General features: G+C 66.4%; 21 protein-coding genes and 1 tRNA gene. 8 read left to right on the forward strand and 14 right to left on the reverse strand.

Annotated elements, in window-relative coordinates:
- Nucleotides 1–51: 51 nt before the first annotated feature.
- From hrcA to GGR43_RS17175, 3 genes are all read left to right on the forward strand, one after another.
- Nucleotides 52–1,116, forward strand: coding sequence for a heat-inducible transcriptional repressor HrcA (hrcA, locus tag GGR43_RS17165; RefSeq protein WP_188073186.1), 1,065 nt, complete (start codon nucleotides 52–54; stop codon nucleotides 1,114–1,116).
- Nucleotides 1,113–1,673 carry a nucleotide exchange factor GrpE gene (grpE, locus tag GGR43_RS17170; RefSeq protein ID WP_188073187.1) on the forward strand — a complete coding sequence of 187 codons (561 nt, stop codon included), beginning with the start codon at nucleotides 1,113–1,115 and terminating at the stop codon, nucleotides 1,671–1,673. Before hrcA ends, grpE begins: the two co-directional genes overlap by 4 nt.
- Nucleotides 1,674–1,980: 307 nt before the next feature.
- Complete coding sequence (locus GGR43_RS17175) at nucleotides 1,981–2,565, forward strand: PadR family transcriptional regulator (RefSeq protein ID WP_223177499.1); 585 nt, start codon at nucleotides 1,981–1,983, stop codon at nucleotides 2,563–2,565.
- Nucleotides 2,566–2,802: 237 nt separating this feature from the next.
- Here the strand turns inward: GGR43_RS17175 and GGR43_RS17180 are convergent, their stop codons facing one another.
- A complete protein-coding gene (locus GGR43_RS17180) occupies nucleotides 2,803–3,279 on the reverse strand; it encodes a vgr related protein (protein WP_188073188.1) in 477 nt (158 codons plus the stop codon).
- A gap of 26 nt (nucleotides 3,280–3,305) precedes the next feature.
- Complete coding sequence (locus tag GGR43_RS17185) at nucleotides 3,306–3,845, reverse strand: copper chaperone PCu(A)C (protein ID WP_188073189.1); 540 nt, start codon at nucleotides 3,843–3,845, stop codon at nucleotides 3,306–3,308.
- 176 nt (nucleotides 3,846–4,021) lie between these two features.
- On the opposite strand from GGR43_RS17185, the gene dnaK reads away from it, so the two are divergent.
- A complete protein-coding gene (dnaK, locus tag GGR43_RS17190) occupies nucleotides 4,022–5,929 on the forward strand; it encodes a molecular chaperone DnaK (RefSeq protein ID WP_188073190.1) in 1,908 nt (635 codons plus the stop codon).
- A gap of 109 nt (nucleotides 5,930–6,038) precedes the next feature.
- Nucleotides 6,039–7,187, forward strand: coding sequence for a molecular chaperone DnaJ (gene dnaJ / locus GGR43_RS17195; RefSeq protein ID WP_188073191.1), 1,149 nt, complete (start codon nucleotides 6,039–6,041; stop codon nucleotides 7,185–7,187).
- Between the two features lie 300 nt (nucleotides 7,188–7,487).
- On the opposite strand, the gene GGR43_RS17200 is transcribed toward dnaJ, so the two are convergent.
- Together GGR43_RS17200 and GGR43_RS17205 are read right to left on the reverse strand one after the other, a co-directional pair.
- On the reverse strand, nucleotides 7,488–9,896 hold the full coding sequence (locus GGR43_RS17200; protein ID WP_188073192.1) for a patatin-like protein: 2,409 nt from the start codon (nucleotides 9,894–9,896) through the stop codon (nucleotides 7,488–7,490).
- A gap of 73 nt (nucleotides 9,897–9,969) precedes the next feature.
- Nucleotides 9,970–10,968, reverse strand: coding sequence for a 2-hydroxyacid dehydrogenase (locus GGR43_RS17205; RefSeq protein WP_188073193.1), 999 nt, complete (start codon nucleotides 10,966–10,968; stop codon nucleotides 9,970–9,972).
- Between the two features lie 233 nt (nucleotides 10,969–11,201).
- On the opposite strand from GGR43_RS17205, the gene GGR43_RS17210 reads away from it, so the two are divergent.
- Entirely contained in the window at nucleotides 11,202–11,633 is a 432-nt protein-coding gene (locus GGR43_RS17210; protein WP_246343871.1) for an SH3 domain-containing protein, read from the forward strand.
- Nucleotides 11,634–11,772: 139 nt separating this feature from the next.
- Here GGR43_RS17210 and GGR43_RS17215 read toward each other — a convergent pair whose 3' ends face one another.
- The 5 genes from GGR43_RS17215 to GGR43_RS17235 form a co-directional block, all read right to left on the reverse strand.
- Nucleotides 11,773–12,285, reverse strand: coding sequence for an MmcB family DNA repair protein (locus GGR43_RS17215; protein WP_188073216.1), 513 nt, complete (start codon nucleotides 12,283–12,285; stop codon nucleotides 11,773–11,775).
- Nucleotides 12,286–12,290: 5 nt separating this feature from the next.
- The gene (gene pdeM / locus GGR43_RS17220; protein WP_188073194.1) at nucleotides 12,291–12,962 is read right to left on the reverse strand and encodes a ligase-associated DNA damage response endonuclease PdeM; all 672 of its coding nucleotides are present in this window, start codon (nucleotides 12,960–12,962) and stop codon (nucleotides 12,291–12,293) included.
- A 203-nt stretch (nucleotides 12,963–13,165) separates the two neighbouring features.
- On the reverse strand, nucleotides 13,166–15,613 hold the full coding sequence (locus GGR43_RS17225; protein WP_188073217.1) for a ligase-associated DNA damage response DEXH box helicase: 2,448 nt from the start codon (nucleotides 15,611–15,613) through the stop codon (nucleotides 13,166–13,168).
- Nucleotides 15,614–15,874: 261 nt separating this feature from the next.
- Complete coding sequence (gene scpC, locus GGR43_RS17230; protein ID WP_484592892.1) at nucleotides 15,875–17,386, reverse strand: succinyl-CoA:acetate CoA-transferase ScpC; 1,512 nt, start codon at nucleotides 17,384–17,386, stop codon at nucleotides 15,875–15,877.
- A 283-nt stretch (nucleotides 17,387–17,669) separates the two neighbouring features.
- Nucleotides 17,670–17,746, reverse strand: a tRNA-Arg gene (locus tag GGR43_RS17235).
- 101 nt (nucleotides 17,747–17,847) lie between these two features.
- Between GGR43_RS17235 and GGR43_RS17240 the strand changes: the two genes are divergently transcribed.
- Nucleotides 17,848–18,591: a queuosine precursor transporter gene (locus GGR43_RS17240; RefSeq protein WP_188073195.1), complete on the forward strand. Its 744-nt coding sequence runs from the start codon at nucleotides 17,848–17,850 to the stop codon at nucleotides 18,589–18,591.
- 174 nt (nucleotides 18,592–18,765) lie between these two features.
- On the opposite strand, the gene purQ is transcribed toward GGR43_RS17240, so the two are convergent.
- From purQ to GGR43_RS17265, 5 genes are all read right to left on the reverse strand, one after another.
- Nucleotides 18,766–19,440: a phosphoribosylformylglycinamidine synthase subunit PurQ gene (gene purQ, locus GGR43_RS17245; protein WP_188073196.1), complete on the reverse strand. Its 675-nt coding sequence runs from the start codon at nucleotides 19,438–19,440 to the stop codon at nucleotides 18,766–18,768.
- Nucleotides 19,441–19,467: 27 nt separating this feature from the next.
- Nucleotides 19,468–19,701 (reverse strand): phosphoribosylformylglycinamidine synthase subunit PurS, encoded by a 234-nt coding sequence (purS, locus tag GGR43_RS17250; protein ID WP_188073197.1) that lies wholly within the window; start codon nucleotides 19,699–19,701, stop codon nucleotides 19,468–19,470.
- An 85-nt stretch (nucleotides 19,702–19,786) separates the two neighbouring features.
- On the reverse strand, nucleotides 19,787–20,569 hold the full coding sequence (gene purC, locus GGR43_RS17255; RefSeq protein WP_188073198.1) for a phosphoribosylaminoimidazolesuccinocarboxamide synthase: 783 nt from the start codon (nucleotides 20,567–20,569) through the stop codon (nucleotides 19,787–19,789).
- 272 nt (nucleotides 20,570–20,841) lie between these two features.
- Nucleotides 20,842–21,759, reverse strand: a complete 918-nt coding sequence (locus GGR43_RS17260) for a DUF4349 domain-containing protein (protein WP_188073199.1) — start codon at nucleotides 21,757–21,759, stop codon at nucleotides 20,842–20,844.
- Between the two features lie 21 nt (nucleotides 21,760–21,780).
- Nucleotides 21,781–22,560: an SDR family oxidoreductase gene (locus tag GGR43_RS17265; protein ID WP_188073200.1), complete on the reverse strand. Its 780-nt coding sequence runs from the start codon at nucleotides 22,558–22,560 to the stop codon at nucleotides 21,781–21,783.
- Nucleotides 22,561–22,658: 98 nt separating this feature from the next.
- Here GGR43_RS17265 and parC point away from each other — a divergent pair, with 98 nt between their 5' ends.
- Nucleotides 22,659–24,950, forward strand: a complete 2,292-nt coding sequence (gene parC / locus GGR43_RS17270) for a DNA topoisomerase IV subunit A (RefSeq protein WP_188073201.1) — start codon at nucleotides 22,659–22,661, stop codon at nucleotides 24,948–24,950.
- Nucleotides 24,951–25,061 lie beyond the last annotated feature (111 nt).

Here is a 25,061-nt window from a genome sequence, read left to right on the forward strand (position 1 = left end):
CGATGAAGCCGAGCATTGAGAAGTACGCCGTCCTTTCCTAGATTGGGAGCCATGAGCCTGACCCCGATCACAGAAATGAACGATCGCGCCCGCGATATATTCCGTCTGGTGGTCGAAAACTATCTCGGCACCGGGGTGCCGGTGGGCTCGCGCACGATCAGCCAGCTGCCGGGGCTCAACCTCTCTTCCGCGTCGATCCGCCATGTGATGCAGGAGTTGGAGGAGATGGGCCTGCTCGCCGCGCCGCATGTGTCGGCGGGGCGGATGCCGACCGAATATGGGCTGCGCATCTTCGTCGACGGCATGATGCAGATGACCGAGCCGTCGCCTGAGGAACGCCGTGCGATCGAGCGGCAGGTGACCGAAAGCGGGCCGATAGAAGACGCGCTCGCCGCCGTCAGCACCGCGCTGTCGGGCCTGTCCGCCTGCGCGGGCATGGTGATGGTCCCCCGCCGGGAAATGGTGCTGCGCCAGTTCAGCTTCGTGCCGCTGGGTCCGGCGGGCGGGCAGGGCGGCGTGGCACAGGCGCTGGCGGTGCTGGTCGGGTCCGATGGCGGCATCGAGAACCGCGTCGTCGATCTTCCCCCCGGCATTCTGCCCTCCGCGCTGGTGGAGGCGGGCAATTATATCTCCTCCCGCCTCTCCGGCCTGACGCTTGCCGAGGCGCAGGAAAGGCTGATGCAGGAACTGGCGCGCGACCGGCAGGCGCTGGACGAGGCCGCGCGCGGGCTGGTCGAGCGGGGCCTTGCCAGCTGGAGCAACGACGCCGCCGACCGCCCGGTGCTGATCGTCCGGGGGCAGGCCAATCTGATCGACGAGCATGCCGCCGACGATCTGGAACGGGTGCGGCAATTGCTGGAGGATCTGGAAGGAAAGAGCGAGATTTCGCGCCTGATGGAAGGGGCGCTGGCCGCATCCGCCACGAAAATCTTCATCGGTTCGGAAAACAAGCTCTTTTCCTTGTCCGGTTCTTCGGTCATAGCCGCACCCTATCGCAACGGGGGCGGCCGCGTCGTCGGCGTCGTGGGCGTGATCGGCCCGACCCGCTTGAACTATGCGCGGGTCATCCCCATGGTGGATTTCACTGCACAAACGCTTTCGAGATTGATGAGATGAGTGAAGACAAGATGGAAATGGAGTCCCCGGTGGAAGAGGAAAAGCTTGCCGCTGCCGAAACGGCTGCCGCCGACCCGGCCGCAGCTCTGGAGGAAAGGCTGGCCGCGCTGGAAAATGATCTGGCGGCCGCGAAACAGGATGTGCTCTATGCCCATGCCGAAACGCAGAATGTGCGGCGGCGCATGGAAAAGGAACTGGCCGACACGCGGGCCTATGCGGCGACGGCCTTCGCCCGCGACATCCTGTCCGTCGCCGACAATCTGGGCCGCGCGCTGGCGGCCATTCCCGCCGAACTGCGCGAGGACGAGAAGCTGAAGGGCCTCGTCACCGGCCTGGAGGCGACCGGGCGGGAGCTGGAAAGCGTATTCGGCCGCCATGGCATAGAGAAGATCGAGGCGCTGGGGCAGGCGCTCGACCCCAATCTGCATCAGGCGATGCTGGAAGTGCCGAGCGACGAGGAGCCGGGCACGATCGTGCAGGAAATGCAGGCGGGTTATCGCATCAAGGATCGCCTGCTGCGTCCGGCGCTGGTCGGCGTGGCGAAAAAGCCGGACTGACCGGCCGGCACGGGCATCCGCATAAGCTGAAGGAAAAGGGGTGGCACCGGCTTGGTGGCCACCCCTTTTTTACGGAAAATCCATCTAAGATATATTTTAATCTTGACTCGTTGTGAATTTAAGATATATCTTTGAGCTATCGGAGCAGTTCGAAGGAAGAATGATGAAATTGGATATGCAAGGACGCCGGGGCGGAGGCAGAGGCCGCGCCTTTCGGGAGCGTCCCGAAACTGGCGGCGTCGGCCGGGAGCGGCGCGCGACCATGGAAGGGCGGGGTGGCCGCGGAGGGCGCGGGGCGGACTCGCCGATGCGCGGCATGCGCGAAGGCGGCCGGGGCTTCGGACGCGGTCGCGGCGGATTGCCGGGCTTCGGCGATGAACCCGGCGGTTTCGGCGAAGGCCGGGGCGGTCGCGGCGGCGGCGGGCGCAGGCGCCTGTTCGACAATGCCGGGCTGCGGCTGTTGCTGCTGCACCTCACCGCGCAGGAACCGCGCCACGGCTATGACCTCATCCGCGAGATCGAGACGCTGTCGGGCGGCGCCTATGTGCCCAGCCCCGGCATGGTCTATCCCGCGCTCACGATGATGTCGGAAATGGAGCAGATCGCCGAGCAGCCCAGCGAGGGCACGCGCAAGCGTTTCGCCGCGACGCCGCAGGGCGAAGCCTATCTCGCCGAGCATGCACAGGAGCGGGACGCGCTGCTCGCCCGGCTGACTTCGCTGGCGGAACAGGCCCGGCCCTCCGCCGATTATGCGCCGGTCCGGCGGGCGATGGACAATCTCAAGGCATCGCTGCGCATCCGCCTCCAGAAGGAAGGCGCCGACGCGGAAACCATATTGGATGTCGCGGCGCTGATCGACGAGGCCGCCGCGAAGATCGAGCGCTTGAAGTAAAAGGAGGTAGAAAGAAGGCGATTATATCCTGCTGGCATGGGCTCTGGAACCGGGTTGGGTGGTTAGCTGACTCTTCGCCTTTACCGTCACCCCAGCGCAGGTTGGGGTCGTAAGCCATGTTGCGCGCCACCTTCTGAGATGCCAGCTTACGCTGGCATGACGTGGGAGGGGCGGAAAGCGGACGTCCCCACCTCCGTTCGCCCTGAGCCCTTCGGCAAGCTCAGCCCGAACGCTTTCTTATGCGCCCTCTCGGCGCGTGAAGGGCAACAACGCCTCATAGACGGGCAGGGGCGGCTTTCCCGGCACGCCGACGCCCTGCCGCAGCAGGAAGGCATGGCGGACGATTTCCGCCTGCTGTTCTATGCCATAGGCGGCGAAGGGCTTGCCGGGCAGCAGGTCGTAGCGATAGCGGCAAAAGGGGTGGCGCATCAGCGGCAGATACCAGCGCCCCCTCGTCTGCGCCTGCCACACATGGGTCATCTCGTGCAGGAAATGCGCTTGCAGGCCCAGCGGAGTTTCGGCGCAGAAATCCCTGCAATAATGACTGGCATTCGGATGGAACCAGAGGTGGCCGTCCGGCGCCATGGTGATGTGACGCGGCTGGAGCGGCCACCAGCATTTCCGGTATATGCGCACCGCGCCATAATCGATCGCCGCGCCGAAGATCGACGCGGCGAGATCGCGTTCTCCCATGGTTAGGGGGCGGCTGGTCATGGCGGGAAGAATGCCCGGCGGCCCTGTCAGTGGGAGGCGTGCTCGCCGCCCGCATCGCCTTCCTTCGCGGCGCTTTCCTTCGCCGCGCTGTCATGCATGCCGCCCATCGCCTGCTGGCCGCCGGTCGCATTGCCGCCCTTCTGGATCGGCGCGTCGACGATCAGCCGGTCGCCGTTGGAGAACATCATGACCATCGTCAGCTTGCCGCTTTCAACGATCGCGGGATTGACGTTGAAGATCATCAGATGCTTGCCGCCCGGCGCGAATTTCACCTCGCCCTTGGCGGGAATGTCGACGCTCTCGACCGGCTGCATCGTCATCATGCCGTCCTTGCTGATGCTTTCATGCATCTCGATCCGCTGCGCGGCCTCGCTGGAAACACGCAGCAGCTTCACGGCTTCCTCCCCGCCATGGACGGTGAAATAGCCCGCAGCCGGGCCTTCGCCATTGGGGTTGAGCTGCACCCAGGCGCGGTCGACATAGAGCGGCGCGGGGTCCGCGCAGGCGGTCAGCGCGAGCGGCGCGGCCAGCACCGTCAGGGCGGTGGCGAAGCGGGAGAAATACATGATGCTTCCTTTCCGAAAAACGTATCATTTTCGTTCAAGACGCATAGCTAGTGCGCAAGCCTTCTTGTGCCAAGAAAAAGCGCTCCTATATCGCATGGCGAAAGGTGGTGCGTCGGCTCGTCTGATAGCGGTGCATTGCCATAAACCGCTGAACTTTTGGGGTTGAAGAGGAATACATGGCTAAAGTTATCGGCATCGACCTGGGGACGACCAATAGCTGCGTTGCGGTGATGGACGGGGGCAAGCCCAAGGTGATCGAAAATGCGGAAGGCGCGCGCACCACGCCGTCGATCGTCGCGTTCACCAAGGACGGCGAGCGCCTGATCGGCCAGCCGGCGAAGCGTCAGGCCGTCACCAATCCGGACAACACGATCTTCGCGGTGAAGCGCCTGATCGGCCGCCGCTACGACGATCCCATCACCCACAAGGACACCGAGCTGGTGCCCTACACCATCACCAAGGGGCCGAATGGCGACGCCTGGGTGAAGGCGGGCGGCGAGGAATATTCGCCGTCGCAGATTTCCGCGTTCACGCTTCAGAAGATGAAGGAAACCGCCGAAAGCTATCTCGGCGAAACCGTGACGCAGGCGGTCATCACCGTTCCGGCCTATTTCAACGACGCCCAGCGTCAGGCGACCAAGGACGCGGGCAAGATCGCGGGCCTTGAGGTGCTGCGCATCATCAACGAGCCGACGGCGGCCGCGCTCGCCTATGGGCTTGAGAAGCAGGACGGCAAGACCATCGCGGTCTACGATCTTGGCGGCGGCACCTTCGACATCTCGATCCTGGAGATCGGCGACGGCGTGTTCGAGGTGAAGTCCACCAATGGCGACACCTTCCTGGGCGGCGAGGATTTCGACGCCAAGATCGTCGAATATCTGGCCGAGGGCTTCAAGAAGGAAGAGGGCATCGACCTCACCAAGGACAAGCTCGCGCTCCAGCGCCTGAAGGAAGCGGCCGAAAAGGCGAAGATCGAGCTGTCGAGCGCGCAGACGACGGAAGTCAACCTGCCGTTCATCACCGCCGACCAGAACGGCCCGAAGCACCTTGTGAAGTCGATCACGCGCGCCGATCTGGAGCGCCTCGTCGCCGACCTCATCAAGCGGACGCTGGAGCCGTGCAAGAAGGCGCTGGCCGACGCGGGCGTTTCCGCTTCCGAGGTTTCCGAAGTCGTTCTCGTCGGCGGCATGACCCGCATGCCGCGCGTGCGCGAGGTGGTGAAGGATTTCTTCGGCAAGGAACCGCATACCGGCGTCAACCCCGATGAAGTCGTCGCCATGGGTGCGGCCATTCAGGCGGGCGTGCTGCAGGGCGACGTCAAGGACGTGCTGCTGCTCGACGTGACCCCGCTGAGCCTCGGCATCGAGACGCTGGGCGGCGTGTTCACCCGCATGATCGACCGCAACACCACGATCCCGACCAAGAAGTCGCAGGTCTATTCCACCGCCGACGACAACCAGCAGGCGGTGACGATCCGCGTCTTCCAGGGCGAGCGTGAAATGGCGGCGGACAACAAGCTGCTCGGCCAGTTCGACCTCGTCGGCATCCCGCCCGCGCCGCGCGGCGTGCCGCAGATCGAGGTGACGTTCGACATCGACGCGAACGGCATCGTCAATGTCAGCGCCAAGGACAAGGGCACCGGCAAGGAACAGCAGATCCGCATCCAGGCGTCCGGCGGTCTTTCCGATGCCGATATCGACCAGATGGTCAAGGATGCCGAGCGTTTCGCCGAAGAGGACAAGAAGAAGCGCGAGGCGGCCGAGGCGAAGAACAACGCCGAGAGCCTCATCCACACGACCGAGCGCCAGTTGGAAGAGCATGGCGACAAGGTCGATGCGGCGCTGAAGGGCGAGATCGAAACCGCGATCGCGGCGGCCAAGTCCGCCGTCGAGGGCGGCGAGGTCGAAGCGATGCAGGCCAAGGCGCAGGAACTGGCGCAGGTCGCGATGAAGCTGGGCCAGGCCATCTATGAGAAGGAGCAGGCCACCGCGGCTTCTCCGGGCGGCGATGCCGGTGCGGCGAAGGCCGATGACGATGTCGTCGACGCCGAATTCTCGGAAGTGGACGAAGACAACAAGGCCTGAGGACCATGACGAAGGCATATGCTTTCGGCGCCATGAATCGGGGGCGGCATCCGCGCGATGCCGCCCGCATTCATGGGGTTCCCCATATCCGTAGCGGGAGGGCAGGCGCGTGAGTGTGCAGGCCGATTATTATGAATTGCTGGGCGTCGAGCGGAACGCCGACGGCGCGACCCTCAAATCCGCCTATCGCAAGCTGGCGATGCAATATCATCCGGATCGCAACCCTGGCTGTCAGGACAGCGAGGCGAAGTTCAAGGCGATCAATCAGGCCTATGACTGCCTGAAGGACGACCAGAAGCGCGCGGCCTATGACCGCTTCGGCCATGCGGCGTTCGAAAATGGCGGTCCGGGCGGCGGCAACGGCTTCGGCGGCGGCGCTGGCTTTTCCGACCTCGGCGATATTTTCGAGAGCATTTTCGGCGCGGCCGGTTTCGGCGGCGCGGCGGCGGGCGGTCGCGGCCGCCAGCAGCGGCGCGGCGCGGACCTGCGCTACGACATGGAGATTTCGCTGGAGGACGCCTTTGCGGGCCGGACCGAGGAAATCACCATCGACGTTTCCGCCCGGTGCGACGATTGCGACGGATCGGGCGCGACGCCCGGCACCGGCAGCCGCACTTGCTCGACCTGTCACGGCCATGGCCAGGTGCGGGCGCAGCAGGGCTTTTTCGTGGTCGAGCGGACCTGCCCGTCCTGCCACGGCGCGGGGCAGGTGATCGAGGAGCCGTGCCGGTCCTGCCGCGGCGAGGGCCGGGTGGACAAGCGCAAGACGCTGTCCGTCAATATCCCCGCAGGCGTGGACGAGGGCACGCGCATCCGTCTGGCCGGCGAAGGCGAGGCGGGCGCGCGCGGGGCGCCGGCGGGCGACCTCTATATCTTCCTCCACATGAAGCGGCACAAGGTGTTCGAGCGCGACGGCACGACGCTGTTCTGCCGCGCACCGGTCAGCTTCACCACCGCCGCGCTGGGCGGGGAGATCGAGGTGCCGGGACTCGACCGGCAGACGGTGAAGATCAAGATCCCGGCGGGCATCCAGTCCGGCAAGCAATTGCGCCATCGCGGCGCGGGCATGCCTGCGCTCAACGGCCGGGGCGGACGCGGCGACATGGTGGTGCAGATCGACGTCGAAACGCCTACCCGCCTGACGCCGAAGCAGAAGGAATTGCTGCAGGCCTTCCGCGAAACCGAAACCGGCGAGGAATGCCCGCAATCCACCGGCTTTTTCAGCAAGCTGAAGGAAATGTGGGACGATCTGGGCTAGGACGGATCGAGATTGACCTACGGTCGTCTTCGGCTTCAGCGCTGACGGTCTGCAAATGGCGGCTTTCTGCGCTTCCGGTGCTCACGACCCTTTAGGTCGCTGTGCTCCGGGTCGCAAAAACCCACCATGTTGGCCTACGGCCGTCTACGACTCCGCCTCGTCATCATCTGAATCTCGATCCGTCCTGGGACGCCGGGTCATCCGCCTGTTTCAACCCGTCACCCCAGCGCAGGCTGGGGTCTTTGGCCAGCTTGCGCGCCGTCTCCTGAAATGCCGGCCTGCGCTGGGATGACGAATGAGTCAGGCCGCGTTCGCTCCGCCATCCCGCGCCAGTTGTTCCCGCAACTCAGCGATCAGGTCGGCGACATGGGTCAGGCGGTCTTTTTCCTCCTCCAATATCGCGGCGAAGGCCCGCTTCTTGTAGCTGTCCGCCCGGTCCCGCAGTTGCGCCTGATCGCCGGACAGTGTCGAGAGCACGATGTCGATCAGCCGCTCGGTGCCGTGCAGCCGCCCCCAGAGATAGTCGTTTTCCCGATAGGCGCGGCTGAAGAAGGCGCCGAAATTGTTGAATTCTATGCCCTTCAGCGTCGCTTCCGCGCCGCCTGAGCGCAGGCCGGAGCAATCCTCTGGCGAAATGCGGTCGACCTTGATCGGGTCATATTCGTCCAGCCCCTCGCCCTGAAGCAGCGGCAGGGTGGCGATGTCGTAGAAGGGGAAGCCGAGATAGGTGAGCAGCATCTGCCGCCGCTCGCCCCTCGGCAGTTCGTTGAGGGCGTCGGCCAGCATCACCTCCGTTTCCCGGTCCCGTGCCTTGAGCGAGCGCGCCTGCGCCAGCGCGTCGAGCGCGCGGCCGGGATCGACCGGGCAGAGATGGGCCGCCGCGACGATCTGGTCGCTGAAATAATCGATCGCCTCGGCTTCCTGATATCTGGTCAGCGCGCCGTAGATCGCCTTGCGCATCGCGCCCACCGCGTCCTGCAATTCGGGGTCGCGATTGTCCATCGCCTGCGTCAGCCGCCGCGCCATGAAGCGCAGGCGGCGGATGCGGAAGCCCAGATCGTGATCGACGAAGAAGCCGACGAGGTCGACCTCCGGCCCGCGTTCGCTCTCGCGGCGGATATTGTCCAGCCCGCGCGAGCGCACATGCTCCCACAACGCCTGCCGGAAGGCGGCGCGGGAGGCGGGGCTGCCGTCGCCGCCCAGGCGGAAGAGCATGTCGGCGCTTTCCTCGACGATCGAGGACAGCTTGACCATCGCATAGGCCGGATAGGCGAAGCCCGCCGCCGCTGCCGCGCGCTTCTGCGTCCGCGTGCTCCAGGCGGAAAGCCGGGCCGGGGTCGGGCGGTCGAGGAACAGCGTGCGGCCGAAGCTGTCCTCTATCTCCTGCTCGATCTGCGGGCGCAGCGCCTCGGTGATCCGCCGCATGCGCCGGATGGTGCGAGAGCGCGCCTCGATCGCCTCCAGATTGTCGCGGATCGGCTGCTCGCGGGGAATGTCGCTCAGCGATCCGAAGATGGTTCGGAAAAAGCCCGGTGCGATGGTGCCGTTGCGGGGCTTTGCCTCCTTGCCGTCCCCGTCCCGGTCGCCGCTGCTCCAGTCCGGGGCGGGGGCGGCGCTTTCCGCCTCCTCGCGCGATACCGCATGATGCAGCGGCTTGGGATCGATATAGACGAAGCGGCGGTCGATCTCCCGGCGGGCGGGGCGGTTCTTCAGCGCGGCGATGGCGGGCGCGAACGGCGCGTTGGTGAGGACCGAACCGTCGATCAGCACCGCGTCCTCCGCCCGCTCCAGCGCGGCATGCTTGGGCAGCGCGCGGGCCAGGAACGCGCTGCGCCCCGGCCAGGTGCGGCCCATGCGGACCAGCACGCGGTCCAGCTCCTTCACCGTGAAGGGCGGGAAGGCGCCCGGAAAGCTGGCGGTCGCCCGCGCGGCGAAGGCCAGCTCCGCCGTATCGGCCAGTCGCTCGCTGCGGTAGCGCTGGCGGAAGTTCAGCGTCAGCCGATGCTCTATCTCCAGCACCTGCGGCGGGCTGTTGAGGCGCAGCGTTTCGGGATAGCCCTCGAAATCGGTGACCGTCACCATCAGGTCGAGCGGATAGGCCGGGGGCAGCAGCGGCGCTTCCCTGGGCGAAGCCGCCATGCTGTCGAGCGCGTCGATGATCATCCCGGTGAAGATCTCCCCGCCGAAGGGCGGCTGGAACCAGCGGGAACGCACGAAGTGGGAGAGCTTTTCCCGCACCTCCTCGCGCGTTTCCTCCGACACGGTGCGCTCGATCGTGTCGTCCCGGCGCCGCGCGGCCATCCAGACGATCGGCGCGGCCCAGAATTTGGTGAAGCGCGCGGCGGGCCGGGCATCGGGGTCGAGCAGCTTGTCGACATCGGCATTGTCGAGCCACAGGTCGGTCAGCGGTTCGAGCGATTGCCCGGTTTCGACCGCCTGCGCGAGGAAGATGCCGTTGATGCCGCCCGCGCTGGCGCCCGCGATGATGTCTATCACCACGCGCAGGCGCAGATCGGCCTCATTCTCTATGTCGCGCAGAATTTCCGCATAGAGGCCGGGCAGGCCCTTGTCCGCGACCGTCCCGCCATGGTGCCAGTCGCGGCTGGCGCGGGCGAGATTCCAGATTTCCTTGGTGATCCCGTGCATGTAGACGGCAAGGCTGATGCCGCCATAGCAGATCAGCGCCAGCCTCAGTTCCTTCTCCCTCATGGCCGGGACAGTGGCAAAGAAGTCAGGGCTTGTCGAGCCGGAGCATGGGCGTGGCGGCGGGTCGGGGCGGTTTTCAGATCAGCCCTTCCAGCACCTGGTCGCGCGGGCGGTGGCCGTCCACCCAGGTGCGGATATTGGCGATGACCTTCTCGCCGGTCGCCTCGCGCGCCTCATGCGTGGCCGATCCCATATGCGGCAGCGTCACCACATTGGGCAGGGCGAGCAGGCGCGGGTCGATATGCGGCTCGTCATGATAGACGTCGAGACCGGCGCCCGCGATCCGGCCCTGTTCCAGCGCCTCGATCAGCGCTTCCTCGTCGCATACCTCGGCGCGGGCGGTGTTGATGAGGAAGGCGGAGGGCTTCATCAGCGCGATGCGGCGCGCGTCGATCAGATGGCGGCTGTCGGCGTTGAGCGGGCAGTTGAGCGAGAGGATGTCGCTTTCCGCCATCAGCCGGTCGAGATCGTCATACCAGATCGCGCCGCTTTCCTCCTCCGCCGCCACCGGCAGGCGATGGCGGTTGTGATAGGCGATGGTGAGGCCGAAGGCGCGGGCGCGCCGGGCGATGGCCTGGCCGATGCGGCCCATGCCGACAATGCCGAGCTGTTTGCCGCCGATGCGGCGGCCCAGCAGGAAGGTGGGGCTCCAGCCCGGCCAGTCGCCGGAGCGCGCGATATTGTCGCCCTCGATGAAGCGGCGCGGGGTGGTGAGGATCAGCGCCATCGCCATGTCGGCCGTGTCCTCGGTCAGCACGCCGGGGGTGTTGGTGACGATGATCCCCTTCGCGCGCGCGGCGGCAAGGTCGATATGATCGACACCGTTGCCGAAATTGGCGATCATCTGCAACCGGTCGGGCGCGGCGCCGATCAGTTCCGCGTCGAGATGGTCCGTCACCGTCGGCACCAGCACGTCGCAGTCCGCCATCGCGGCGGCGAGGGCCGCGCGGTCCATCGGCCGGTCGTCCGGGTTCAGCGTGACGTCGAACAGCTCGGTCATCCGGGCTTCGACCGTCGCGGGCAGGCGCCGCGTGACGATGACCTTGGGACGGGCGGGGCGGTCTTTTTTCAGCATGACTATCGCGCTAATCCCATGGGGGCAGGCAGGTCAAGCCCGATAGGCCGCGAGGCGCGCGCCTTTTTGCCGCAGGCGAATTTTCCGGTGCTTTCCCGCCGCGACCGCCCGCATGGGGGCTTGTGCGGGCGGAGCAAAAAGCTATTTTTGACGGCGTGACCAGAACAGCCCTTTCCCTGACCGCGCCTGCGCGATTTTCCGGCGCTTTCGCCTTGCTGCTCTTCGCGGCCTTCCTGCTGATCGGCGGCTCCGAAACGGCGCGGGCGCAGACGCGCACTCCGCCTTATTGGGCGTCGATCTCGGCCAACGAGGCGCGCATGCGCGTGGGGCCGAGCCTCGATTATCCGTCCAACTGGGTCTACCGGCGGCGCGACCTGCCGGTGCGGGTGGTGCAGATTCACGGCAACTGGCGCAAGATCACCGATGAATCGGGCGCGCAGGGATGGATGCATGTCCGCCTGCTCAGCGATACCCGCACCGCGATCGTCTCGGTGCCGCAGGGTCGGCTGTACAAGAAGCCGGACGACCGCTCGCAACTGCTGTTCCGGGCGGAAAAGGGCGTCGTCGGGCGACTGGGCGATTGCAGCGGCGACTGGTGCCTGATCGATATCGGCGGGAAGAAGGGGTATATACGCGCGTCCTCGCTATGGGGCGCCGTCCGTTAGGCGGATCGACATTCCGCTCATGCGGGCCTGCGAACCGCGCTCTGCTGCGCTTCGGTGCTCACGACCCTTTAGGTCGCTGCGCTCCGATGCTCGAAGAGCACGCTTCTCGGCTCCACCTGAACGAAATGTCGATCCGCCTTTAATCCTGATCTATCATCAGGCCGAAGCCGGGATCGCTGATGCCGGTCAGGCGGCGCATCGCCTGCCGGGCCAGGCGCAGCGTCTCCACCTTGCGGCGGCTGGCGGCGAGCGGGTGGAGGCCGGCTGGGCGCACTATCTCCGCATCATAGGCATCCGCGACGATCAGCCCCGTCCGTTCGGGCAGGAACCGGTCCTGATGCAGCTCTTCGCAGAGAATCTCCGGACAGACCGCCCAATAGAAGCGGTCGCAGAAATCGAGATAGTCGGTCCATTTCGCATCGCCCAGCAGGTCGCCGCGCGCGCATTTGATCTCCACGATGACGATGTCGCCATTCTTCGAAAGGCCCATCAGGTCGGCGCGGCGGTTGTTGCGCAGCGGCATCTCCGTGACGGTGAAGATGTCGTGGCGGCGGAACAGGCGGCACACGCCGCGCGTGACCGCCGCCGCGCCCTGCAACGCGGCGGAGAGCGGCTCCGTGCCGAAATCGGCAAGATCGGGGGGCGGCGGCATGTCGGTCATGCGGCGCGCATCCCTTCCACCGGAAAGCGCAGCAGCCGCTCCCGGCCCGGAACCAGCGCGGTGACGGGCGGGCGCAGCGCCGCGTGGATGGCCGGATGCCGCGCGTCGAGGCCGCCGGTCAGCGCGCCGAAGGCGGGCAGGATCAGCTTCGTCTCGTTCATCAGGAAACAGCGCCGGGCGATCGACTGGCCACGGGCGCGCAGCCGGATCTTCGGATGGAAATGGCCACTCAGCTCCGGCTCCGCGCAGGAGGTTGCCTCATGGCGCAGCGCAAGGCCGCGCAGCGTCATCTCCGTGACGCTGTGCCCGAAGGAAAAGGCCGCCGCGCCGTCATGGTTGCCGGTGATCCATATCCACCGGTCGAGCCGCGCGCGCAGCGCTTCCAGTATCGCGCGGGCCTCCATCGGCAGGGTCAGCGCGCCCGCCGCGTCGTGGAAGCTATCGCCGAGGCAGAGGACCTGCCGGGCGCCGACTTCCTCGACCTGCGCGGCGAGCAGGCGCGCGGTCTCGATGCTGTCATAGGGCGGCAGGAACTGCCCCGTCCCGGCGTAGAATCGCGCCTTTTCGAAATGCAGGTCGGCGACCAGCAGCGCCCGCTCCGCAGGCCACCACAAGGCGCCGCTGCGCAGCGGATGCACCGTCTCGCCATGGAACAAAAGGGGAACCATATGACGGCATATGACCGCTTTCGCGGGATCGATCAAGGTGAAATCGGTGGACGGCGTTTGGGTCCTGCGAAAACCGTTCGGACTGAGCTTGTCGAAGCCCTGTCCTTTCTTGCTCCAAGAGAAAAGCAGCCGTTGGGCTTCGCCCGCCCTACGGGTCGACAAGCTCATGGCGAACGGGTGTGGGAAATGCTTCAAACAGGAATTCAAACCGGGACGCTGCCAGCCGCCGGCACGTCGCTCTCTTCCGCGATGATCGCCTCCAGCTCCGCGATCAGCTCTTCCTCCGCCGCGCCGCCACTCACGCTTTCGCGGCCAATGATCACCAGCACCGGCACGGACAGCGGCGAGACATGGGGCAGGTCGCGATGCACCATCGTCGCCCGCGCGCGCTCCAGCAGGCGGGCGAGGCGACCCACCTCGACCAGCTTGGTCGAGGCGTCGGCCCAGGCGGCGCGCAGCAGCACATGGTCGGGCTCATGCCGTTGCAGCACGTCGTAGATGAGGTCGGTCGAGAAGGTGACCTGCTTGCCCGTCTTGCGCTTGCCGGGATGCTGGCGTTCGACCAGCCCGCCGATCACCGCGACCTCCCGGAAGGCGCGCTTGAGCAGATAGGACCGGTCGAGCCACCGGCGCAGTTCCTCGTCCATCACCTCCGGGTCGAGCAGCGCGCCGGGATCGGCTATCGGTTTCAGGCCGTAGACGGCGAGGCTGTAGTCGTTGGAGACGAAGCCGACCGGATCGAGGCCGCATTGCTCCATCCGCTGGGTGATGAGCATGCCGAGCGACTGGTGCGCATTCCACCCCTCGAAGCTGTGCAGCACCATATGATGCAGGCCCTTGTGCTCGAAGGTTTCGACCAGCAGTTCGTCGGCAGCGGGCAGGCGGGAAAAGCGCGCCTGCGCCGCCAGCCATTCGCGGATGTCGGATGGCAGGCGGTCATGCTCGCCGGGGTCGTGCAGCAGTGCGCGCACCCGGTCCGACAGGCTGGTGGAAAGCGCCATGCGCGTGCCCGAATAGCTGGGGATGATCGCCGACTTGCGGGTGGCGCGGACGATGAGGTCATTGTCCACCATCGCCTCCACCTCCAGGTCGAGGCCGGAAAAGCGGAAGGTGTCGCCGGGGCCGAGCGTGGCGCCGAAGCCTTCCTCCAACTGCCCCAGCTTGCGCCCGTTGCGGAAACGGACGGTCACCATCGGCGCCTCGACGATGATGCCCGCGTTCATCCGGTACTGGCCGATGAAGCGCGGGTGGCTGACCTCCCACAGGCCGTCCGCATTCTGGCGGATGCGCTGGAAGCGGTCATAGGCGGCCAGCGCATAGCCGCCGTTGCGCACGAATCCCAGCACCCGGTCGAACTGCGAGCGGGTGAGGTCGCGATAGGGCGCGGTGGTGGTCACCTCGGCATAAAGGGCGTCGGCGTCGAAGGGGGCGGCGCAGGCCATGCCCATGATATGCTGGGCCAGCACGTCCCACGCGCCGGGCCGCCACGGCTCGGTGTCGAGCTGCCTTTCCGCTATGGCGTCGAGGGCACAGCGCGCCTCCAGATATTCGAAGCGGTTGCCGGGGATGATCCACGCCTTGCTGGGCATGTCGGCGCGATGGTTGGAGCGGCCGATGCGCTGGAGCAGGCGCGCCGTCCCCTTGGGCGCGCCGAGCTGGATCACCAGATCGACATCGCCCCAATCGACGCCGAGGTCGAGCGCGGAGGTGCAGACGAGCGCGCGCAGCCTGCCTTCCGCTATCGCCTGTTCGGCGCGCTGGCGGACCTCCAGCGAGAGCGAGCCGTGGAAGATGCCGATGGGCAGATTGTCGGGATTGATCGCCCAGAGCTCCTGCAAGGTCAGCTCGGCAAGGCCGCGCGTGTTGCAGAAGATCAGCGTCAGCCGATGCTCCCGCACCGCCTCCATCACCTGATGCGCGGCATAGCGGGCCGAATGGCCGGACCATGGCACGCGGCCTTCGGGAACGACGATGCGGATATCGGGCGGCGGGCCGTCCTTGCCGGTGACGAGCGCCACTTCCTCGCCCCGCCCGGCGCGCGACAGCCAATCGCGATAGGGCGCGGGATCGCCGATGGTGGCGGAGAGGCCGGCGCGGACATGGCCGGGCGCGAGGGCATTGAGCCGCGCGAGGCAGAGCGCGAGCAGATCGCCGCGCTTGCCATGGGCGAAGGCGTGGACCTCATCGACGATCACCCGGCGCAGCGACAGGAAGAGCCGGGGCGCATCCGGGTGGCTGAGCAGCAGGGAAAGCGATTCGGGCGTCGTCAGCAATATATGCGGCGGCTTGGTGCGCTGCCGCGCCTTCACCGCGCCGCTGGTGTCGCCGGTGCGGCTTTCGACGCTGATCGGCAGCCCCATTTCGGCGATCGGCGCGGAAAGGTTCCGCTCGATGTCGTTGGTCAGCGCCTTGAGCGGCGAGATATAGAGGGTGTGCAGTCCTTCGGCCGGATCGTCCGCGAGGTCGGCCAGCGTGGGCAGGAAACCGGCGAGCGTCTTGCCCGACCCGGTGGAGGAAATGAGCAGCGCGTCCTGCCCCCGCCGGTGCGCATCCAGCATCGCCAACTGATGCGGGCGAACCTGCCAGCCGCGCGCGTCGAACCAGCGTTCGATCCTTGCGGGAAGAGGGGAAGGAGCAGGGCGGGGAGCCATGCCCTTCATATAGGGGCTTGCGGGTCCGGCAACAGGGGGCGAGCCCTCCTATTCCCGACCGTTCGGGCGATCCCCCTTATACTCCCCGTCATGCCAGCGGAGGCTGGCATCTCAGGAGGCAGCGAGCGACAGGGCCTGCGACCCCAGCGTTGACCTTCGGTCGCCCTTCGGGTCGCTGGGGTGACGGGTGTGGGGCCAGGCCCCCGCTATTCTCTGATCCTGCTGGTAACGACGCCCGGAGACGCCGCTGCCCGCATTCGATCACATCTTCATCGACCCGGTTTCGATGAACCGCTGGTGCCAGGACAGCGCTTCTGCGGGCAGTGAGGGCGCGTGCAGGCCATAGGCGCCCTTGAGTGCGCGATTGTAATAGTCGCGCAGCGCGTCGCGATACTCGGGGTGGGAGCAGTTGCCGATCACCAGTTCGGCCCGCTTCTTCGGGCTGAGGCCGCGCAGGTCGGCGAGGCCCTGTTCCGTGACGATCACCGCGACGTCCTGCATGATATGATCGACATGGCTCGCCTGCGGCACGATCGCGGAAATCTTGCCGCCTTTGGCGGTGGAGGGCGTCACGAAGATCGAGATATAGGCGTTGCGGGCAAAGTCGCCCGATCCGCCGATGCCGTTCTGGATGCGCGAGCCCATGATGCAGGTGGAATTGACGTTGCCGTAGATGTCGGCCTCGATCAGCCCGTTCATCGCGATGCAGCCCAGGCGGCGGACGACCTCCGGATGGTTGCTGATCTCCTGCGGGCGCAGGATCATGCGGTCGCGATAGCGGTGCATGTCCTTGTTGACCCGCGCGGCAGCCTCCGGGCTCAGCGAGAAGGCGGTGGCCGACGCCATGCGCAGCCGCCCGCTGTCCAGCAGGTCGAGCATGCCGTCCTGAATCACCTCGGTATAGGCGGTCATGTCGTGGAACGGTCCGTCGACAAGGCCGCGCAACACCGCATTGGCGATATTGCCGACGCCCGATTGCAGCGGCAGCAGGTTTTCCGGCAGGCGGCCCTTCTTCACCTCATGCGCGAGAAAATCGAGCAGATGCCCGGCGATGGCGTGGGCGCACGCATCGGGCGGGGTGAAGGGGGCGTTGCGGTCCGGCGAGTCGGTGACGACCACCGCGACCACCTTTTCGGGATCGCAGATCAGCGTCGGCTGGCCGATGCGGTCGTCCGCCTTCACGATGGGAATGGGCACGCGATGCGGCGGCAGGGCGGTGCCGTAATAAATGTCGTGCATCCCTTCCAGCGCCGGGTTCTGCCACCGGTTCACCTCCAGGATGATCCTCTTCGCGCGGTCGAGCCAGGTCTTGTTGTTGCCGACCGAGGAGGAGGGGACCAGCGTGCCGTCGGGGCGGATCGCCGTCACCTCGATGACGGCGACGTCGAGATCGCCGAGAAAGCCCTGCCACGCCATTGGCGCGACGAGGCTCAAATGCATGTCGAGATAGTCCATCTCGCCCTTGTTGATCCGCTCGCGCGCGATGGGGTCGGAATTATAGGGCAGGCGCAGCTCGATGCCGTTGGCGCGGGCGAGCGCGCCGTCCAGCTCCGGCCCTGTGGACGCGCCGGTCCACACCTTCACGCGCATCGGCCGCCCGGCGGCATGCTCGGCCTCGATCCGTTCCGCCAGCGCGACGGGGACGGCCTTGGGATAGCCGGATCCGGTGAAGCCGCTCATGCCGATGGTCATGCCGTGGGAAATTTTCGCCGCGGCTTCCTGCGCGGACATGACGAGGCCGCGGAAATGCGGATGGGCAATAGGATCGGACAAACCAGTTCTCCCTCATGGTTCCTGAACTCCGGCCCGGTCGGGTCGGAGATTATCCGGCGCCATGATATCGCGTCGCGATCCAGCGATCGCGCCGCCCTTCGGGCGCGCCGGCCATCCTCACCGTGCCCATCGCCGTCCTGTGCTCACGCGATGGCGGGGAAGCCGGCGCATGCGGGCGGTCGATGGTCGGGCGGGAATAGCCAAGATCCGGCCGGGAGCATAGCCCTTAATGACGCTCCGGCCATGCCCCCTTGGGGCGGGCAAGATACTGTCGGATGGGCGTTGGCGACCCCGGCAGGATTCGAACCTGCGACCATTCGCTTAGAAGGCGAATGCTCTATCCAGCTGAGCTACGGGGCCGGGCCATGGCTTTGCCGCGATCCTCCCCGCGACGGGAAAGGGATCGCGCCTGTGCGCATAGCGCGGTTTGCAGCGCAGGCAAAGCGGGATATGACGGCGTCATGACAAGCGAACAGACCGTCCGGCATGTCGCCGCCTCCCAGCTCGCCGGGCGGCCGCTGCGCTATTATGATTTCATCATGGCGGCCTTCGTCGCCATATTGCTGCTTTCCAACATCATCGGCGCGGCCAAGCGGTCGGAAATCGACCTGCCGCTGATCGGCACATGGTCCTTCGGCGCGGGGATATTGTTCTTTCCGCTGAGCTACATCATCGGCGACGTGCTGACCGAGGTCTACGGCTATGCGCGGGCGCGGCGGGTGATCTGGACCGGCTTCGCAGCGCTGATCTTCATGGCGTTCATGAGCGCGGTGGTGGTCGCCCTGCCGCCCGCGCAGGGATGGACCGACCAGGGCGCCTATGAGGCGGTGTTCGGCAGCACCTGGCGCATCGTCGCGGCGTCGATCACCGCTTTCTGGGTGGGCGAGTTCGCGAACAGCTTCGTGCTCGCCAAGATGAAGATCTGGACCGGCGGCAAATATCTGTGGACCCGCACCATCGGCTCGACGATCGTGGGGCAGGGGTTCGACAGCCTGCTCTTCTACCCGCTCGCCTTCTACGGGCAGGACGGCTGGCCGCTCGACCAGCTGATGATGGTGGTGGTGTCGCAGTTCGTGCTCAAGACCGGCTGGGAAATCCTGCTGACGCCGGTGACCTATATGGCGGTGGGCGGCCTCAAGCGGCGCGAGGGCCTCGATATCTATGACGAGGGGACGGATTTCTCGCCGTTCCACACCAAGGTTTAGGCTCGCGGGGAGTTGGTGGCGGTTTTCGGGCAATTTCCGGCCCTGTAACCGTGTCATGCCAGCATAGGCTGGCCTTTCGGGAGGCCGCGCGGGACATGGCCTGAGACCCCAGCCTGCGCCGGGGTGACGGATGCAGGAAGATGGCAGCTAACCACCCCCAACCCGCCAAGCGCGTCAGGCGGCCGCCATCAGCCCTTCGACGAGGCCGCGGAACATGCGCGCGCCGTCGGTGTTGCCGTGGGCGTCCTCCACCGCGCGCTCCGGGTGGGGCATCATGCCCAGCACATTGCCGCCGTCGTTGAGGATGCCCGCGATGTTGCGGGCCGAGCCGTTGACCTGCTCGGCATAACGGAAGGCGACGCGGCCCTCGCCTTCGAGGCGGTCGAGCGTCGCGTCGTCGGCGAAGAAATTGCCGTCATGATGGGCGACGGGGAAGACCACCTGCTCGCCCTGCGCATAGAGGGACGTGAACGCGCTCCGGCTGTTCTCCACGGTCAGCTTCACGTCGCGGCAGACGAAATGGATGCCCGCGTTGCGCATCAGCGCGCCGGGCAGCAGGCCCGATTCGGTCAGCACCTGGAAGCCGTTGCACACGCCCAGCACATAGACGCCGCGCGCCGCCGCCTCGCGTACCGCCGCCATGACCGGCGAGCGGGAGGCCATCGCGCCGGAGCGCAGATAGTCGCCATAGGAAAAGCCGCCCGGCACCGCGATCAGGTCTATGCCCGCCGGAATTTCGGTTTCGCGATGCCACAGCATCACCGGCTTGACGCCGCTCGCCAGTTCGAGCGCGGTCGCCATGTCGCGATCGCAATTGGAGCCGGGGAAGGTGATGACGGCGCTTTTCATGGCCCTGCTGTCCTTATGATTCGGAAATCAGCCGATTTTCTCGATGCGGTAATTCTCGATCACCGTATTGGCGAGCAGCTTGCTGCACATGGCGTCGATATCGGCATCGGACGTGCCGTCCGCAAGGTCCAGTTCGATCAGCTTGCCCGCGCGCACATCGTTGACGCCCGAAAAGCCCAGCCCTTCGAGCGCATGGTGGATCGCCTTGCCCTGCGGATCAAGGACGCCGCCTTTGAGCGTTACGAAGACACGGGCTTTCATGGCTGGGCGACTCCTTGGCTGGCCAGATATAGTGGATGGGGCCTCCCCTATGCCCGGCGCGGGGCAAGGGCAAGCCCCGCTGATGTCAGTTGCCGCGCTTTTTGCGGTGCGTGTCGAGGTCGAGCACGGTCGGCTCCCCGCCTTCGTCCTGCAACAGGCCGAGACGGCGGGCGACCTCCTGATAGGCCTCCACCTCGCCGCCGAGGTCGCGGCGGAAGCGGTCCTTGTCCAGCTTCTCGCCGGTCGCCATGTCCCACAGGCGGCAGCCGTCCGGGCTGATCTCGTCGGCGAGGATGATGCGGCTGAAATCGCCGTCCCACAGCCGGCCGAACTCCAGCTTGAAGTCGACGAGGCGGATGCCGATGCCAGCGAACAGCCCGCTCATGAAGTCGTTCACGCGGATCGCCATGTCGGCGATGTCGTGCATCTCTTCCTGGCTGGCCCAGCCGAAGCAGGCGATATGCTCCTCGGTGATCATCGGATCGCCGAGCGCGTCGTCCTTGTAATAATATTCGATCAGCGTGCGCGGCAGCTGCGTGCCTTCCTCGATGCCGAGGCGCTGGCTGAGCGAGCCGGCCGCGACATTGCGCACCACCACCTCGATCGGCACGATCTCGACCTGGCGGACGAGCTGCTCGCGCATGTTGAGGCGGCGGATGAAGTGGGTGGGCACGCCGATATTGCCGAGCAGCGTGAACACATGCTCCGAAATGCGGTTGTTGAGGACGCCCTTGCCGTTGATCGTGCCCTTTTTCTGGGCATTGAACGCGGTCGCGTCATCCTTGAAATATTGGATGAGCGTGCCCGGTTCGGGGCCTTCATACAGAATCTTAGCCTTGCCCTCGTAAATCTGGCGGCGACGGACCATTTCGGGGTGCCTACTCGTAGTGAAACATGCCAAAAAATCTGCCCCGGCGCGCGAATCATGGAAAGATCAGCGATGCCGGGGCCGGTTCGCACTGCCCCTTATACCAAAGCGGGGGGAGGTGCAAATCGGGGCGGGTAGCGGGTATCTCTCCACCCCGTTCGCCCTGAGCTTGTCGACCCGAAGGGCGAGCGAAGCTCAACGGCTGCTTTTCTCTTGGGGCAAGAAGAAGGACAGGGCTTCGACAAGCTCAGCCCGAACGGGTGTTGGAGGCATTACCCCTCCGTTTCCGCCTGTGTACCCCCACGCCGCCATCTCCAGCGCGGCCAGCGGCCGCCCAGCTTGCGGTAGAGCTTCACCGCGCCCCACAGCACCAGCAGCCACGGCAGCGCCGCGACGAGGAAACGGATGAGCGCGCCGACGCTGAAGCCCAGTATCTCGCCCGCCGAGGAGATCGCGTCGCGCACCGGGGAGAGGAGGCTGCTGCTCGCCGTCGGGGTCGAGGAATAGGCGATCGTCATGTCGGACATGGCGACGCGGCCCTTCATCTCGGCCAGCCAGGTGCGGGCCTGGTCCAGTTCCTCCTGCACCTGGGACAGCGCGCGTTCGGCCTCGACCAGATCGGCGACCGATCCGCCCCGCGTCGCCAGCAATTGCGTCAGCCGGTCGGCCAGCAGCGTCTTGGCGCGGATGCGGGCGTCGGTGTCGACGATCTGCTTCGACAGATCCTCGGCGGTGATCCCCGCGTCGATCTGCTCCCCGCCCTTGCCGGAGACGATGCCGCCCATATCGGCGGCGAAGGCGCGCGCGAGCTTCGCGTCGATGCTGAGCTTCAACTCGCCATATTGGCGGTCCTCATCGCCCGACCGGCTGAGACTGATGACGCGGCAGCGCGCCACGCCCAGCTTCTCGCAGGCGGCGGCGTGGGCCTGCTGCGTTTCCGCGACCCGGTTCGACGGCAGGCGGAAGCCGTAGCGATAGCTGTAGGCAAGCTGCGGCTGAGAGAGGGGAATGGCGTCTTGCCGATCGCCGCCGCCTTCCGGTGCGGCCTGCTTTGCCGGCGCGGCGGGCGGCGCGACGGAGAGGTCTTCCGACGCCCTCATCGCGTGGTCGGGCGCGGAGCCGCAGCCCGCCAGCATCAGCGGGAGCATCGCCCCGGCAAGCGTGGATTTCCAATGCCGGAAATGGGTCAAGACGCTCTCCTTCTTTTGCCCCTACATCACGCCGGGGAAGGCGCCGCCGTCGAGCAGCAGGCTCTGCCCGGTGATATAGCCCGCCTGCGCGGAGCAGAGGAAGGCGCAGGCCGCGCCGAATTCCTCGGGGGTGCCGAGGCGCCCGGCCGGGATCGCGGCTTCGCGTCTCCCGCGCATCGCTGCGGGCGTGGTGTCCGCCTTTGCCGCCAGCGCCGCATCCAGCGCGGCGATGCGGTCGGTGTCGATGGAGCCGGGCAGCAGATTGTTGATCGTCACATTATGCGCCGCCACCTGACGCGCCACCCCGGCGAGAAAGCCGGTCAGCCCGATGCGCGCGCCGCTCGACAGGTCGAGGCCGGGCAGCGGCGCCTTGACCGAGGAGGAGGTGATGTTGACGATCCGTCCGAAACGCCGTTCCACCATGCCGTCGAGCACCGCCTGCACCAGTGCGATCGGGGTGAGCATGTTCGCTTCCAGCCCGGCGATCAGCGCGTCATGATCCAGCGCGCGGAAATCCGCCGGCGGCGGGCCGCCATTATTGTTGACGAGGATGTCGACCGGCCCGGCCGCCTGAAGCAGCGCGGCGCGCCCGTCGGCCGTGCCCACATCGGCGGCGACGGCGACGACCTGCGCCCCGGTCGCCTGCGCGATCTCCCGCGCGGTCTGTTCCAGCCGCGCCGTGTCGCGTCCGTTGATGACGACGCGGGCGCCCTCGCGCGCCAGCGCCAGCGCGCAGCCGCGGCCCAGCCCCCGGCTGGAGGCGCAGACAAGGGCGGTCTTGCCGATGATTCCAAGGTCCATGAACGGGATTCCTTCAGGGTAGGGGAAAGAAATATGCCGGTGCTGTCGCACACACAAGACCATCGACGCAACGCCCGCCGCTTGCTATCGCGTGGGGCATGTCCGATTTTCGCGATCCGTTCGACGCCATCAAAGACCATCCTTTCGACGATGCCCTGTCCGAGCGCTATCTCGTCTATGCGCTCTCGACCATCACCGCGCGCTCCCTGCCGGATCTGCGCGACGGGCTGAAGCCGGTGCATCGGCGCCTGCTCTGGGCGATGCGCCTGCTGCGCATGGAGCCGGGCGGCGCGGCGCCCGACGTGCTGATCGCCAATCCGGCGCGCAACACCACGCCCTACAAGAAATGCGCGCGCGTCGTCGGCGACGTGATCGGCAAATATCACCCCCATGGCGACGCCAGCGTCTATGACGCGATGGTGCGGCTGGCGCAGGATTTCTCGCTGCGCACGCCGCTGGTCGACGGGCAGGGCAATTTCGGCAATATCGACGGCGATAACGCGGCGGCGATGCGCTATACCGAGGCGCGGCTGACGCAGGCCGCCGCCGACCTGATGGCGGGCCTCGATGAAGGCACGGTCGATTTCCGCCCCACCTACAATGGCGAGGAGCAGGAACCGGAGGTGTTCCCCGGCCTGTTCCCGAACCTGCTCGCCAATGGCGCGAGCGGCATCGCGGTCGGCATGGCGACCAGCATCCCGCCGCATAATGTCGGCGAGATCATCGACGCGGCCAGCCTGCTGATCGACAAGCCCGATGCCGATCATGCCGAGATCATGCAGATCGTGCGCGGGCCGGACATGCCGACCGGCGGCGTGCTGGTGGACAATCCGTCGATCATCTCCGAAGCCTATGCCACCGGACGCGGGTCGATGCGGGTGCGGGCGAAATGGCACAAGGAGGAGGAAGGGCGCGGGGCGTGGGTCGCGGTCGTCACCGAAATCCCCTATCAGGTGCAGAAATCCAAGTTGATCGAGCAGATCGCGCATCTCATCACCGAAAAGAAGCTGCCGATCCTCGCCGACATCCGCGACGAGAGCGACGAGAAGATCCGCATCGTGCTGGAACCGCGCAGCCGCACGGTGGAACCCGATGTGCTGATGGACAGCCTGTTCCGTTTGTCGGACCTCGAAAATCGCTTCTCGCTCAACATGAACGTGCTCGACGCCAGCCACACGCCGCGGGTGATGGGCCTGCGCGAGGTGCTGACGCAATGGCTCGCGCATCAGATCGACGTGCTGATGCGCCGCTCCAACCACCGGCTGGAAAAGATCGCCGCGCGGCTGGAACTGCTCGACGGCTATATCATCGCCTATCTCAACCTCGATCGGGTGATCGAGATCATCCGCACCGAGGATGAGCCCAAGGAGGTGATGATGGCCGAGTTCAGCCTGACCGACCGGCAGGCGGAAGCCATCCTCAACATGCGGCTGCGGTCCTTGCGCAAGCTGGAGGAAATGGAGCTGCGGCGCGAGCATGCGGCGCTGGTGAAGGAACGGGGCGAGTTGGAGAAGCTGGTCGCCGATCCGAAGCTCCAGAAGAAGCGCCTGAAGCGCGACCTTGCCGACCTGCGCAAGCGCTACGGCCCGGAAACGGAGCTGGGCCGCCGCCGCACGGCGATAGAGGAAGCGGCCCCGCCGCGCGAAATTCCGCTGGAGGCGATGATCGAGAAGGAGCCGATCACCGTCATCCTGTCGCAGCGCGGCTGGATCCGCGCGATGAAGGGGCATGTCGACCTCGCCTCGGCCGAGACGCTGAAGTTCAAGGAAGGGGACGGCCTCGCCTTCGCCTTCCATGCGCAGACGACCGACAAGCTGCTGCTCGCCAGCGCCAATGGCCGCTTCTACACGCTGGGCGCGGACAAGCTGCCCGGCGGACGCGGCTTCGGCGAGCCGGTGCGGGTGATGGTGGATATCGAGAATGACGCGGCGATCACCGCGCTGCTGCCTGCCCGGCCCGGCGGGCGGATGCTGCTGGCGGCGAGCGACGGGCGCGGCTTCGTCGCCGCGATGGACGATGTGATCGCCGAAACGCGCAAGGGCAAGCAGGTGGTGAACGTCAAGGCGGGCGCGCGGCTGGTGGTGGTCCACCCGATCGCGGAAGGCGCCGATAGCGTGGCCGTGATCGGCGAGAACCGCAAGCTGCTGATCTTCCGCCTCAACGAACTGCCGCAAATGGCGCGCGGGCAGGGGGTGCAGCTGCAACGCTATCGCGACGGCGGGCTTTCCGACGCCATCGCCTTCCGGCTGGAGGATGGCCTCAGCTGGACGATGGGCGGCGAAACGGGCCGCACGCGCACCGAAATGGACCTCAGTCTCTGGCGCGTGGCGCGCGGCGCCTCCGGCCGCATGCCGCCACAGGGCTTCCCGCGCAACAACCGCTTTTCGTGAGGCCGGTTAGTATCATGAACCGTTCGGGCTGAGCTTGTCGAAGCCCTGTACTTTCTAAAGGTTGAAAAACAGCCGTTGGGCTTTGCCCGCCCTTCGGGTCGACAAGCTCAG

This window comes from Sphingobium jiangsuense (assembly GCF_014196495.1).
Taxonomy (GTDB): domain Bacteria; phylum Pseudomonadota; class Alphaproteobacteria; order Sphingomonadales; family Sphingomonadaceae; genus Sphingobium; species Sphingobium jiangsuense.

Coding starts and splice junctions, on each gene's coding strand:
- hrcA (WP_188073186.1), top strand. CDS start 52: ATGAGCCTGACCCCGATCACAGAAATGAACGATCGCGCCCGCGATATA.
- grpE (WP_188073187.1), top strand. CDS start 1,113: ATGAGTGAAGACAAGATGGAAATGGAGTCCCCGGTGGAAGAGGAAAAG.
- GGR43_RS17175 (WP_223177499.1), top strand. CDS start 1,981: ATGCGCGGCATGCGCGAAGGCGGCCGGGGCTTCGGACGCGGTCGCGGC.
- GGR43_RS17180 (WP_188073188.1), bottom strand. CDS start 3,279: ATGACCAGCCGCCCCCTAACCATGGGAGAACGCGATCTCGCCGCGTCG.
- GGR43_RS17185 (WP_188073189.1), bottom strand. CDS start 3,845: ATGTATTTCTCCCGCTTCGCCACCGCCCTGACGGTGCTGGCCGCGCCG.
- dnaK (WP_188073190.1), top strand. CDS start 4,022: ATGGCTAAAGTTATCGGCATCGACCTGGGGACGACCAATAGCTGCGTT.
- GGR43_RS17200 (WP_188073192.1), bottom strand. CDS start 9,896: ATGAGGGAGAAGGAACTGAGGCTGGCGCTGATCTGCTATGGCGGCATC.
- GGR43_RS17205 (WP_188073193.1), bottom strand. CDS start 10,968: ATGCTGAAAAAAGACCGCCCCGCCCGTCCCAAGGTCATCGTCACGCGG.
- GGR43_RS17215 (WP_188073216.1), bottom strand. CDS start 12,285: ATGCCGCCGCCCCCCGATCTTGCCGATTTCGGCACGGAGCCGCTCTCC.
- pdeM (WP_188073194.1), bottom strand. CDS start 12,962: ATGGTTCCCCTTTTGTTCCATGGCGAGACGGTGCATCCGCTGCGCAGC.
- GGR43_RS17225 (WP_188073217.1), bottom strand. CDS start 15,613: ATGGCTCCCCGCCCTGCTCCTTCCCCTCTTCCCGCAAGGATCGAACGC.
- GGR43_RS17240 (WP_188073195.1), top strand. CDS start 17,848: ATGACAAGCGAACAGACCGTCCGGCATGTCGCCGCCTCCCAGCTCGCC.
- purQ (WP_188073196.1), bottom strand. CDS start 19,440: ATGAAAAGCGCCGTCATCACCTTCCCCGGCTCCAATTGCGATCGCGAC.
- purS (WP_188073197.1), bottom strand. CDS start 19,701: ATGAAAGCCCGTGTCTTCGTAACGCTCAAAGGCGGCGTCCTTGATCCG.
- purC (WP_188073198.1), bottom strand. CDS start 20,569: ATGGTCCGTCGCCGCCAGATTTACGAGGGCAAGGCTAAGATTCTGTAT.
- GGR43_RS17265 (WP_188073200.1), bottom strand. CDS start 22,560: ATGGACCTTGGAATCATCGGCAAGACCGCCCTTGTCTGCGCCTCCAGC.
- parC (WP_188073201.1), top strand. CDS start 22,659: ATGTCCGATTTTCGCGATCCGTTCGACGCCATCAAAGACCATCCTTTC.